The organism is Flavobacterium album (assembly GCF_003096035.1).
Classification (GTDB): domain Bacteria; phylum Bacteroidota; class Bacteroidia; order Flavobacteriales; family Flavobacteriaceae; genus Flavobacterium; species Flavobacterium album.
Genome location: NZ_CP029186.1, coordinates 3190585 through 3202779, shown reverse-complemented (window position 1 = coordinate 3202779; position 12195 = coordinate 3190585). Strand labels below are relative to the sequence as shown.

The window sequence follows — 12195 nt, the reverse complement described above, 5'->3', positions numbered from 1 at the left end:
ACTTTCCAAAAGAAAAACGGGAAAAAAGAAAGCAGGTAAACTGGGCGGACCGAGCAGGAGGCCAAAAGGAAACGGAATAAGTCCCGAAGGGTGTTTTGCGAGCTTGGGAGCAAATCATTATGCCGTAGTCTTTTGGACGACAACCGGGGAGGGCCGCCATAAATTAGCTGCCTTTTTATCCGTTTTGCTTGGAAAGGATCCTGTCAATGCCACATGTACATAAGCCTGCTTTGCAGGCTTCCATTGTAATGAACGGACACACCCAAACAGGTTCAGTAGAAAAATGTGGACATTGAGTGCCACGTATGGACAATAGAATTTTTATATAATCACATGATTTAATTTAAGGTTCGTAAACATTTGAATATGAAACCTTCTGTAAGAAAATTATTTTTTGATAAGCTGGAAGAAATCCTGAGCAGGATAGGGTCTATTGAAGATCGGATGCAGAAAGGAGATGGAGCAGGAATGACCGATGAGCCGATCACCGTAAAGGAGGTATCGAGGCTCATCAATCTTTCTGTCCCTACAATCTATTCCAAGGTCAGCAGGAACGAGATACCCGTAAACAAGGTAGGAAAGAAGCTGTACTTCTACCGTTCGGAACTTGAAGAATGGATCAGGTCGGGCAGGATAAGGACTGCCCTTGAGGTCCGCAGGGATCTCGAAAAGCAATTCAGGTCAAAACGGGAATAGGCTAATCCAATGAAATCCTTTTTGCGGCCTCCTTCTTTTTCTCATCCACGATTTTCGTATAGACCTGTGTGGTCTTGATGCTCTTGTGTCCCAGCATCTTTGAGACGGTGAATATGTCGGTCCCCAGGGACAACTGCAGTGTCGCGTAAGTGTGCCTGAAGCAATGGAATGTGATGTGCTTGGTGATGCCCGCCTGGGCAACCCAAAGGGGCAGGTGGCGGTATACATCCCATTTCTGAAGGCCTTCGAAGACAGGCTGGCCCTTTTCCCCAGCTTCACCCAGGAGCAGGTAGGCCTGCAGTGATATCGGCATCGTTTCCGGCTGTTCGGTCTTTTCCTGTCGGAACCTTATATGGCAGTCCTCGCCGTATCCCGTTACGTTATCCCACTTGAGGTTCTGGATATCGGAATAACGGAGGCCCGTAAGGATGGAGAAGAGGCTGACCCTCTTAATGATTTCCTTATCGCAGGGGGTCCTGGAAAGGGCCTGGGCTTCTTCAAGCGTCAGATAGTTCCGCATGGATTCCTCCTCGGGTATGCTGTTTACCGCGGCGTTCACGTCCGAGGCAAGTATCTGTTCCTTGTAAGCCTTGCGCAGCGTGGCCTTGAATTTATTTAAATAGGAGAGCGCGGTGTTTTTTGACAGCCGCTTTCCTGTTTCCCTGAGGCTTTTTGCCTTCAACAGATACTCCTTGAAATCTTCTGCCAAATCCGTGTTGATGTCCTTGAACCTGAATTCTCGTGACTCTGAAAAAATCTCAAAGTGGGCAATACTGCTGTCCCAGATCAGCTTGTTCGGACCTTCCCTGTAATCTGCCTGCTTCTTAAAGTATTTCAGGAAGGAGGACTCCATGGCCTTTGTCTTTCTTAGCTGCTCAATCTCGAAAGGGGTATAGATGAATTCCTTGTTCACCTCGTTCTGCCTCTTGGTACACATCAGTTCGGCGGTGTGCAGGTTCTCGATGTTGGTGATCTTGTCTATCTGATTCTTCGGCTTGGCAATGAGGTGTATCCGAAGGAATTCCCTGCGGGAGTACATGCCGGTGTGAACATTGAAGTACGGCGGATAGAAATCCAGATAGAGCGAAAGCTTGCCGTTCGACATCGCCTTCTTGCGTAAAGTAACCTTTATCCTTTTCATGATCAGTCTGCATTAAAGATTAAATTGATCTCCTCCTTTGCAACATAGGTAAATTTACCGACCACATACTTTGCGATGCCGTAGCGTTGCAGCATGTTATATAATGCTCCTGGCGAGATGCCGTGGCGTTGTTGTATCTCGGTGATGGTATAGCAATTCTTTATTCCCGGAAATTCTTTGACAGCCGGGGCAATAACTTGTACCTCGGCCGGCAGTTCGAAAAAGCTTTCCAGCTCGCTTTTTTTTAGTACGGTCCGGGTGCCAAATTTTCCAATATTCAGACATCGTTTGTGAATTAACCGGTAAATTGTCCTCCTGCTGATTCCCAGTAAAACCGAGGCCTGGCTGATGCTTAGGAACTCCATTGCCTTGATTTTTGTCAAATCGCCGGTCAGGATAGTATTTGTCACTTCTTCCACCTTCTCGATTTTTCCCTTTCGCTGTTTTGCTTTGTAACCCCTTTGATTGCAGGGGAGAGAGCAGAATCGGGTACGGAAAGTTTTGGCAATAAACTGCTTTTTGCAAAATTCGCAAATCTTGGGAATGTTCAAATTTGAACTCATAATGTGTCTTTTTATGTCCCTCAGTGTCTACATGTGCCTCTGTGTGCCTGTGTGTGCCATAATTTCACCCTGGATTTGTACCTCGAAAATTTTGTCAGTTTGAGGTACAAATGGGGTACAAAATTGATACAAAAATCACAAAACATCACAAACTATCGATAAAATGAAAAACCAGCTAAACCGCTGTTTTATAAGCGTTTTAACTGGTTTTGTTTGTGATTTTATGTGTTTTTAATACCTTTTTACTTCCCGATGCAGAAATTCGCAAAAATATTCCCCAGTAACTCATCGTTGGTTACCTGCCCGGTAATTTCCCCAAAATGATACAACGCCTGCCGGATATCAATAGCCATAAGGTCGGCAGATATGCCGGACTGCAGGCCCCACTGCACTTTTTGTATCTCTTCCAGTGCTTTTAGCAGGGAGTCATAATGGCGGGTATTGGTCACAATGGTCTCGTTGTTGCGGAGCGCGCCCGTGTTGACAAAGGACAGCAGTTTTTCCTTCAGTTCTTCCACGCCAATATTATTTTTAGCAGAGACCAGGAGCAATTCAGGTACTGTATTGAGTATTTCCGAAGTATCGGCCACGCTTAGTTTGTCTGCCTTATTACCAATTATAACCAAAGGTTTTAACGGAAATTGATTTTTTAATTTTTCAATTTCAATCCTAAGTGAATCCAGTGAGCTGCCGTCACCTGTCAATTGGTAACCGTCAACCAGGTATATAATTACCTGCGCCTGTTCCATCTTTTCAAAGGTCTTTTTGATGCCGATGCTTTCGACCACATCCTGCGTTTCACGGATTCCCGCAGTATCAATGAACCGGAAGCCAATTCCGTTTATCACAAGCTCATCTTCAATAGTATCCCGTGTTGTGCCCGCAATGTCGCTCACAATGGCGCGCTCTTCGTTCAGCAATGCATTGAGCAGGGTGCTTTTGCCCACATTCGGTTCGCCAACAATAGCTACCGGTATGCCATTCTTAATAACATTACCTACCGCAAAAGAATCGATAAGGCGCTTCAATACAAACTCAATTCGGTTTAACAGCTCGTGGAATTGCGAACGGTCGGCAAACTCCACATCTTCCTCGGCAAAATCAAGCTCCAGTTCTATAAGCGAAGCAAAGTTAAGTAACTCCTCACGCAGTTTGGCTATCTCATTCGAAAAGCCGCCGCGCATCTGCTGCATGGCGATCTGGTGCGATGCTTCGTTATCAGATGCTACCAGGTCGGCCACAGCTTCCGCCTGGCTCAGGTCGAGCTTCCCGTTCAGGAAGGCACGCAGGGTAAATTCGCCAGCATTGGCCATACGGCAGCCTTTTCGCAGCAGCAATTGTATGATCTGCTGTTGTATGTAAACCGACCCATGGCAGGAAATTTCTACTGTGTTCTCACCGGTATACGAGTTTGGGCCTTTAAACAGGGAAAGCAGTACCTGGTCATATATTTTCGGGCCGTCAGTAATATGGCCAAGGTGCAGCGTATGCGATTTTTGTTTGGTAATATCCTTACCGGAAACCGAAGCAAATACACCTGCAGCTATCTTAATGGCATCATTGCCTGAAATGCGTATCACCGCTATCGCCCCGGCGCCAGAAGGCGTCGCCAGCGCTACTATGGTATCCTGTGGGATCATTGTTTTTGTTTTTGCAAAGATAGCATTTTGTAAGGTACTTAGTTACTGAGGTGCTGAGTAGCTAAGGATCTAAGTCCCTTACTACCTCAGCGCCTTCTTTAAATCTCTGTTAACACTACTATAAAAAGTAAGAAAAACGCATCCTTTTTTGTATCTTTAGCCTAATACACATTCCCTTTGCCATGAAACAAATACTCTTTCCAACCGATTTTTCCGAAGCTGCAAATACCGCATTTATATATGCGCTGCGGTTTGCCGATTCTTTTAAGGCCGAACTTGTAATATTGCATGTTTATGACCTCCCAATCGTAGAAACCCCTCTAGTGCCCGAAACTGCTACTGAAATTTTTGATGTCATAGAAATGAACCAGTTTGAAAGCTTCAGGGACGAATTGCCGAAACTGCATATGCTGGCGGAGCACCAGAACCTGGGGCATGTGAAAATGCGAAATATCCTTTTGTATGGGGACCTTGTGTACAATATCAATAAGGTTTGTAATGACGAAAATATTGACCTGGTGGTGATGGGGACCAAAGGAGCCAGTGGCATTAAGGAAACGTTCATCGGTTCGGTTGCGGGCGCAGTGGTAGTCAATGTGAAAGTGCCTGTGCTGGCTATTCCCGCCGAAGCGGAATACCACCCAGTAAAAAGTATCGCCTTTACTACGCAATACCAGGACAAAGACAATGATGCCCTGAAAAGTGCGATGGCTATTGCCGACAAATTCGGAGCCAGGATACAATGCCTTTACATCAAAAATGCCGACGACCCCAAAGATATCGAGGAACGCATCAACGAATGGAAAGTATATTACAGGGGCAGCAACATCGACTTTTTCAATATCGAGGATGACCATATAGAACAGGCAATACTTGATTTTATTGAAAACCAGCATACCGGCCTGCTTGTCATGCGTGCCCATAAGCGCGGCTTTTTCGAAGGGCTTTTCCATCGCAGCCTTACCAAGAAAATGACTTACCACAGCAAGGTGCCGTTATTGGTATTCCACGAAGAATAGCATTTGATCCTGATGGCGACATCGGGACTTTTATTGCTATATTTACCGCAATGGAACAATTGGAATTTTACAAAAGCCGGCAGCAGGCTTTTCAGGAACTATCGGCAGCTTATGGCCGAAAATACAACACTATCGGCACAGCACGTTTTGCTGTTGCGGCAGTTTTTTTGGTATTGGGATACTACGCTTTTACGACTAAGGATATCCTGTATCTTATTTTAGGGATGGCAGTGTGCTGCGTGATTTTCTTTGTATTGATGCACTACCACACAAAAGTGGTGCAAAAGAAAAAACGGGCAGAAGCGCTTCTATTGGTTAACAACGAGGAACTGGATTACCTGTCGGGTAAAAATATACCGTTCGAAGATGGAGCTGAATTCCACGATGCAACACATGCCTATTCCCACGACCTTGATATTTTCGGGAAGCGCTCGCTGTTCCAAAACCTGAACCGAACACAGACTTATAAAGGGAAAGAAAGGCTCGCTTCGATGCTTTTGGAAAGTGCCGGGCAAAGCGAAATACTAAAACGACAGGAAGCTGTAAAAGAACTTGCTGCCCTACCCGAATGGAGGCAGGAAATCATGGCTTTGGGCAAAATAAATAAGGACAGCGCGCCTATATACAGCCGCCTGACGGGATGGGCCAACCAAGAGGGGGTTAGTTTTTCAGGGATGGCTAAAATCCTGTCCATAGCTTCTCCCATAGCGCTATTATTGTGCTTAATTGTTTATCTTGTCACGGGCAACGGCCTTTATTCTGATGTTGCCGGTTATCTTTTCGGGTGGAACCTTGTTTTTCTATTGGGCTATCTTAAAGTCATAAAAAGGGAGACCGCCGACACTACCGAGATACACAATATCATAGAAGGCTACGGGCGTATCATAAAAGAAATAGAGAACTATAGCTTTACTTCAGGAAAGCTTATGGACCTTCAGGCCGTGCTTACAGGCGGTCAACAGAAAGCAGGGGACAGTATTATCAGGCTCTCTGTACTTTTTGCAAGGCTAGACAGTATTGCCAATGTACCGGGCGCTATCCTTTTCAACGGGCTTTTGCTGTTCCATTTCCACACGCTGCGCTCAGTGCTTGACTGGAAAAAACGCCATGCGCAGGATATCGTAAAATGGCTTGATTCGGTTGCCGAAATAGAAGCGCTTTCCAGCCTGGCAAATCTTGCATATAATAATCCCGGCTTTAATTTCCCGCAACTTAATGACAGTTATACGATCCGGTTTAAAAACCTGTTCCATCCGCTTATTAAAGCCGAAGGCAGGATAGGCAATGATGTCGATTTTGGGAAAAACTACATGATACTTACAGGATCTAACATGTCGGGCAAAAGCACCTTTCTGCGCAGCCTTGGCATCAATATGGTGCTTGCCGGTGCAGGGGCTCCGGTATGCGCTTCCGAAGCCGATATTCATCCGCTTCCGGTTTTGGTATCCATGCGCTTGTCCGATTCCTTATCTGACAGCGAATCGTACTTTTTTGCCGAAGTAAAAAGACTGAGGTACATAATGGATAAGCTACAGGAAGGCAGGGCGTTTGTGCTCCTGGATGAGATATTACGCGGCACGAATTCGGAAGATAAGCGCACCGGCAGCCTGAAGGTTATAGAGAAGATGCTTGCGCTCAAAGCCATTGGAGCCATCGCTACGCATGATATTGAAGTCTGTAATATAGCGTCACAATATCCAGGAAATGTTTCCAACCATTGTTTTGAATCACAGATCGTTGATGGCGAACTTTATTTTGATTACCGCCTCCGCGAAGGTATCTGCAAAAACAAGAGCGCTACCTTCCTCATGGAAAAAATGGGTGTCATAGATTCGCGATGATCGGAATAAACAATTCCCAATTGTAGTTTCATTAACACCCAACACTTTCTTAACAAGCACTATATGTGATTTTGTACTTAGTAACTTTATTTTATTATTAATTACAAAATACTATAGTATGCCTTTCATTACAACAAATTCAGTCAGCCTTTCAGGACATTCTGAAGAAATAAATATCTTCTATCAGGATATCGGGCGCGGAAAGCCGGTAGTACTTGTACACGGCTGGCCGCTTAACTATCAGATGTGGGAATACCAGCTTAATGTGCTTCCGGCAAACAACCTGCGTGTAATAGCGTATGACCGCCGTGGTTTCGGATTATCTTCACGTCCCTGGGAAGGTTATGACTATGATACCTTTGCGCAGGACTTGCAGCTTTTGCTTCAGGAACTCGACCTTACCGATGTAACGCTGGTAGGATTTTCCATGGGTGGGGGAGAAGTGGCAAGATACCTTTCAAGATACAATGGCGACGGGAGGGTAACCAAAGCAGCACTTGTAGCTTCGGTGACGCCATTTCTGCTTAAAACCGATGATAATCCAAACGGGCTTCCGCAGGAACAATTTGATACCATGAGGGAACAGATTGAAGAAGACAGGCCGAAATTCCTGGCTGCTTTTTCAAAGATGTTTTATGGTGCAGGCATTTTCAGCAGCCCCGTAAGTGCGGAAATTCTGCAGCATGATATGGTATTGGCACTACAGTCGGCAGGATATTCCACGATCAAGTCGATGCTGGCGTGGTCTACCACTGATTTCAGGGAAGACCTGAAGGGTATCAGGATACCATTACTCGTGATACATGGCAAAGAAGATGAGACTGTGCCTATTGCAGTTTCTGCAGAAGAGACAATTAAGCTTGTGCCACATGCTCAGTACATCGTTTATGATGACGCTCCCCACGGGCTTTTTTATACCCACAAAAACAGGTTCAACGAAGACATTATTAATTTTGTGAATTCATAAACAAATTAAGTGATACCTGAAATTTCACATCAGTTCCGGGTTATGATTGCCGGAATACAAAATCAAAACCCGTAAAGCCACAGCATTACGGGTTTCTTTATAAAGGGTCGATTAAATAGCGACGTTGAAATTCCAAGTTCCAAATCCCAAATTCCAAACGTTTGAGATTTGGTATTTGTATTTTGGAATTTAATTATTCAGCATTACCGGCATCACCAGCATCGTTACTGTTTCACCTTCGTCAAGGCCATCGATAGGGGTTAATATACCCGCGCGGTTAGGCAATGACATTTCCAGCATGATCTCATCGCTTTGAAGATTGGTCAGCATCTCGGTAAGGAACCTTGAGTTGAAGCCTATCTGCATGTCGTCACCCTGGTAATCACAGGTTAAACGCTCTTCGGCCTTGTTGGAATAGTCGATATCCTCGGCTGAGATATTCAGTTCGGTACCTGCTATTTTAAGGCGTATCTGGTGTGTGGTTTTGTTTGAGAAGATGGCCACACGGCGTACAGAGCTAAGAAACTGTGTCCTGTCGATCAACAGCTTGTTCGGGTTTTCTTTTGGTATAACCGCTTCGTAGTTAGGATATTTCCCATCTATAAGGCGGCACGTAAGCACATAATTATCGAAAGAGAACGTCGCGTTCGAATCGTTGTATTCAATTTTAATTTCTGCATTCGAAGTGCCAAGGATTCCTTTAAGGATCGTCAAAGGCTTTTTCGGCATAATGAAGTCAGCAACCTGCGATGCGGTTACATCGGTCCTCGCATATTTCACAAGCTTGTGTGCATCAGTAGCTACAAACGTAAGCCCCTGTGGCGAGAACTGGAAGAACACACCCGACATTACCGGACGAAGGTCATCATTACCGGCTGCGAAAATAGTTTTGCTTACGGCAGTTGCCAATACCTCTGCAGGGACAATGGTTACCGATGGGTCTTCAAGCGTAACGGCTTTGGGGAACTCATCGCCGGATGCATACGCCAGTGCATATTTACCGGAATTAGAGCTTATCTCGATAGTATTATTATCCTCAACGGTAAACGTAAGCGGCTGTTCAGGAAACGTTTTAAGGGTTTCCAGCAGCAGCTTTGCAGGTACGGCAACACTTCCTTTGCTGTCAGAATCGATCTCAAGCATGGCAGACATGGTAGTCTCAAGATCGGAAGCCGATACTTTAAGTTCGGTACTGTCCAGTTCAAACAGGAAGTTATCAAGGATAGGCAGTGTATTGCTGCTGTTAATAACGCTTCCAAGTACCTGAAGTTGTTTCAGCAAATAGGAGCTGGATACTATAAATTTCATGTGTTTCGTTTAGTTTATTGGCAAAACCGCGTGGTTTTACGTTTCACAAATATATCGTAATCAAATTGAATAGTGAAAATTTTTTATTAACACTATCTTGAATATTTCTTTTTCCTGAGCCATGTGAACAGCAGCCCGAATACCAGAAGTATTAGTATTGGCAGCCCGACAGTTATCAGCTGTGCCATGGTATAGTCATCGTGCACTTTCTTCATGTTCAGCATAGGCAGGCTTACATTCTTGCTTCGGATGTTGATAAGTCCCGTGTCATCAAGCAGGTAGTTGACGCAGTTCAGCATAAAGTCCTTGTTCTCATACACCTCGCCGGTCCATTTATCAAAGCCAAGCTCCAGCGGGCGGCCTTCTTTGTCAAATTGGTTCTTTACGATATCTCCGTCAGCGATCACGATCATTTTCCCGGGCTTGCCTACTGTTTTATAGGCAGGGTCCTTAAATGGCAATATCCTGTTTTCATACATCGAGTGGAAGCTGCCTTCCAGCAATACCGCAACCGGGATAAAGCCTCCCTTCTGGTACTGTGCCGGATCGAACTGTTCCATAACCATATTAAGGCTGATGGTAGTAGGGGTTCCCACTGTGCGTGAATATTTAGACGTAGCGAGAAGAACGTTCTTTTTAATGCCGTTCTTCAGTGTGTCGATGCTGCCTGCAAAATCAAATTTTATACCGCCAAGGTTCTTTACAATAGGGTTCCGATTAATGGAATCCGGATAAATGAACGGCGCAAACTTCCACAGGTATTGCTGGTATTGCGTGCCGCTGCCTTCCTGGCCATTAGCAAGCTTTATAGGGGTTGCCATTTCATCCTTGACCAGCACAGGCGGGATGCGGAAGCCGTATTTAAAGAACATATCGTTAAGCCCGAGGTCCATCGGCAGTACCGGTATGGTACCACTCTCGTTGAGGCTGTCCATTTCGGCCTGTACGGGATCGATCATCCATAGCGTTTTACCTCCATTTACAATATATTGGTCGAGGACCTGCTTTTCTTCCTCTGTGAATTTTTCGCGAGGCTTGGCAATGATGGCCAAGTCATAGTGCTGTAGTGCCTTCAATGTCCTTTGCGGGTCTTTGGCAACAGAATCCAGTGTAAAAGGGCCAAGGTAATAGCTGTCTTTCAGCTGCTTCAGGAAGCTGGCCATTTGCTGCCCGGCATTTCGCCATTGCCCTGTAATACTACTATCTTTTTGTCTTTTTCCTTCACTATCTTATTAAAACCGTCGGCAAAGGCATATTCAAGGTTTTGCACAGAGCTTTCCACATTTTCCTGTGCCGACGCCCCGCGTTGGTTTTTAAGCAATGGTATTTTTACGCTTTTGCCGTTGCAGGTAGCGATCGCCCATGGGAATATCACAGTTTCCGATTGCTTGCCTTTGTCGATCACCGATATGCTTGCGGGCTGCATTCCCGCCCTTATAAAGCCTTCAATTACGGCTTCGTCAAGGTTGGTGATGCCTGCCATGCTTTTCTTTATGGCTTTTTCTTTCGATTTGAACTGTGGATATTGCATGATATACAAGTTGTATATCAGTTCGCGCTTTGCGCCGTCCATGCCATCCGACTCATCAATAGGGTTGACGAAGCTGAACCTCACATTCGGGCTGTAGGCTTCAAATTCCTGCAATAGCTGGCGCGTCTCGTCCTGTAGGCGCTTGTAGTCGTCGGTAACATCACCGGCAAGGTATACTTCCACATAAATAGGGTCGGCCGCCTCGTTGATAATGTTTAGCGATGTTTGCGATAGGGTATAGCGCTTATCATGTGTAAGGTCAAAGCGCTTAAATACATAATTCCCTGCAAAGTTGAGCGCCAGTAATACGATTACCGTAATGACAAGCTGTTTCAGGTTCTTGTTTTCCTTTGGCGCTTTTTGGGTTGTTTCTGCTGCTGTTTCCATTACCCTTTTAGTGATTTAAGTTTGTAAACAGTCAGTGACAGGAACAATACCGTCACACTCAGGAAATAAATGATATCACGTGTATCGAGTACGCCGCGGCTCATGCTCTTGAAATGATAGTCCATACCCAGTGAAGCCACAAAACCGCTAAAGCCGCCTGCAAAGCCGGACACTCCTTCGAACCCGAAATAAATGAAAAAGCACAAAAATACCGATACGATGAAGGCAACGATCTGGTTGTCGGAAAACGTAGAAGTAAATATACCTATAGACGTATAGCCCGCAATAAGGAACAGCAGCCCGAAGTAAGAGCCAAGTGTGCTTCCCATATCGATATTGCCTTCCGGGTTACCGAAGGAGGAAAGTACCAGTACATATACTATTGTAGGTACGATGGCCAACACTATAAGGGTCAATGCACCGAAGAATTTGCCGTTTACTATTTCCCAAACGCTCAAAGGCTTTGTGAATAAAAGCTCAATAGTGCCCTGTTTCTTTTCGTCAGAAAAGCTGCGCATGGTCACTGCAGGTATAAGAAAAATAAGTATCCACGGAGAAAGCGTGAAAAAAGGGCTCATGTCGGCAAAACCGCTGTTGAGTATATTGAATTCGCCTTCAAAAACCCACAGGAACAGCCCGTTGAGCAGAAGGAAAATGGCGATGACCAGGTATCCTATCGGCGAACCGAAAAAGGATTTGATCTCACGTAATAATAATGCTTTCATTAATCAGTTTAAAGTTTAAACGTTTAAAGTTCAAAGTTACGGCAACGATACCAGTTTATCAACGCTCCATGCCTCGGCCTTTTGGCGGAACATCGGCTTTGTAATGGCCCATGTTTCACAAAACAGGTCAGACTTGCGGTAGTTTTCCAGGTCATCTTCAGTTTCCCAATAGCTGTAGGTGAAAAATACCGAAGGGTCGTTTTTGTCCCTGTATAACTCTAAGAAACGGTTACCAGGAAAATTTCGTATATCCTGCTTCACCTGCTCAAAATTATCGAGAAAGGCAGCAATCTTATCTTCCTGAAAACCCATCTTTACAATTCTTACAAACATACTGTTTTTTGTTTTTATATTTCAATACCCTTGCTAATTCCCCC

At 45.0% G+C, this 12195-nt stretch carries 12 protein-coding genes; 4 read left to right on the top strand and 8 right to left on the bottom strand.

The features are described 5' to 3' along the window. Positions 1-366 precede the first annotated feature (366 nt). Positions 367-696, top strand: a complete 330-nt coding sequence (locus HYN59_RS14615; RefSeq protein ID WP_108778988.1) for a helix-turn-helix domain-containing protein — start codon at positions 367-369, stop codon at positions 694-696. A 1-nt stretch (position 697) separates the two neighbouring features. On the opposite strand, the gene HYN59_RS14610 is transcribed toward HYN59_RS14615, so the two are convergent. The 3 genes from HYN59_RS14610 to mnmE form a co-directional block, all read right to left on the bottom strand. Further along, the gene (locus tag HYN59_RS14610; protein WP_108778987.1) at positions 698-1837 is read right to left on the bottom strand and encodes a site-specific integrase; all 1140 of its coding nucleotides are present in this window, start codon (positions 1835-1837) and stop codon (positions 698-700) included. Between the two features lie 2 nt (positions 1838-1839). Next, positions 1840-2256: a helix-turn-helix domain-containing protein gene (locus HYN59_RS14605; RefSeq protein ID WP_245895582.1), complete on the bottom strand. Its 417-nt coding sequence runs from the start codon at positions 2254-2256 to the stop codon at positions 1840-1842. Between the two features lie 386 nt (positions 2257-2642). Next, complete coding sequence (gene mnmE, locus HYN59_RS14600; protein ID WP_108778985.1) at positions 2643-4040, bottom strand: tRNA uridine-5-carboxymethylaminomethyl(34) synthesis GTPase MnmE; 1398 nt, start codon at positions 4038-4040, stop codon at positions 2643-2645. A gap of 182 nt (positions 4041-4222) precedes the next feature. Here mnmE and HYN59_RS14595 point away from each other — a divergent pair, with 182 nt between their 5' ends. The 3 genes from HYN59_RS14595 (at position 4223) to HYN59_RS14585 (ending at position 7867) form a co-directional block, all read left to right on the top strand. Beyond that, positions 4223-5059 (top strand): universal stress protein, encoded by an 837-nt coding sequence (locus HYN59_RS14595; protein ID WP_108778984.1) that lies wholly within the window; start codon positions 4223-4225, stop codon positions 5057-5059. Between the two features lie 50 nt (positions 5060-5109). Then, positions 5110-6900, top strand: coding sequence for a MutS-related protein (locus tag HYN59_RS14590; protein ID WP_245895580.1), 1791 nt, complete (start codon positions 5110-5112; stop codon positions 6898-6900). A 118-nt stretch (positions 6901-7018) separates the two neighbouring features. Further along, the gene (locus HYN59_RS14585) at positions 7019-7867 is read left to right on the top strand and encodes an alpha/beta fold hydrolase (protein ID WP_108778983.1); all 849 of its coding nucleotides are present in this window, start codon (positions 7019-7021) and stop codon (positions 7865-7867) included. A 189-nt stretch (positions 7868-8056) separates the two neighbouring features. Here HYN59_RS14585 and dnaN read toward each other — a convergent pair whose 3' ends face one another. The 5 genes from dnaN to HYN59_RS14565 form a co-directional block, all read right to left on the bottom strand. Continuing rightward, positions 8057-9175, bottom strand: a complete 1119-nt coding sequence (gene dnaN, locus HYN59_RS14580) for a DNA polymerase III subunit beta (protein WP_108778982.1) — start codon at positions 9173-9175, stop codon at positions 8057-8059. A 92-nt stretch (positions 9176-9267) separates the two neighbouring features. Continuing rightward, positions 9268-10338 carry a gliding motility-associated ABC transporter substrate-binding protein GldG gene (gene gldG, locus HYN59_RS18460; protein ID WP_146185953.1) on the bottom strand — a complete coding sequence of 357 codons (1071 nt, stop codon included), beginning with the start codon at positions 10336-10338 and terminating at the stop codon, positions 9268-9270. Further along, positions 10323-11093, bottom strand: a complete 771-nt coding sequence (locus tag HYN59_RS18455; RefSeq protein WP_146185952.1) for a DUF7088 domain-containing protein — start codon at positions 11091-11093, stop codon at positions 10323-10325. The genes gldG and HYN59_RS18455 overlap by 16 nt, the downstream gene beginning before the upstream one ends. Beyond that, positions 11093-11818, bottom strand: a complete 726-nt coding sequence (gldF, locus tag HYN59_RS14570) for a gliding motility-associated ABC transporter permease subunit GldF (protein ID WP_108778981.1) — start codon at positions 11816-11818, stop codon at positions 11093-11095. The genes HYN59_RS18455 and gldF overlap by 1 nt, the downstream gene beginning before the upstream one ends. 36 nt (positions 11819-11854) lie before the next feature. Next, entirely contained in the window at positions 11855-12151 is a 297-nt protein-coding gene (locus HYN59_RS14565; protein ID WP_108778980.1) for a putative quinol monooxygenase, read from the bottom strand. Between the last annotated feature and the right edge of the window lie 44 nt (positions 12152-12195).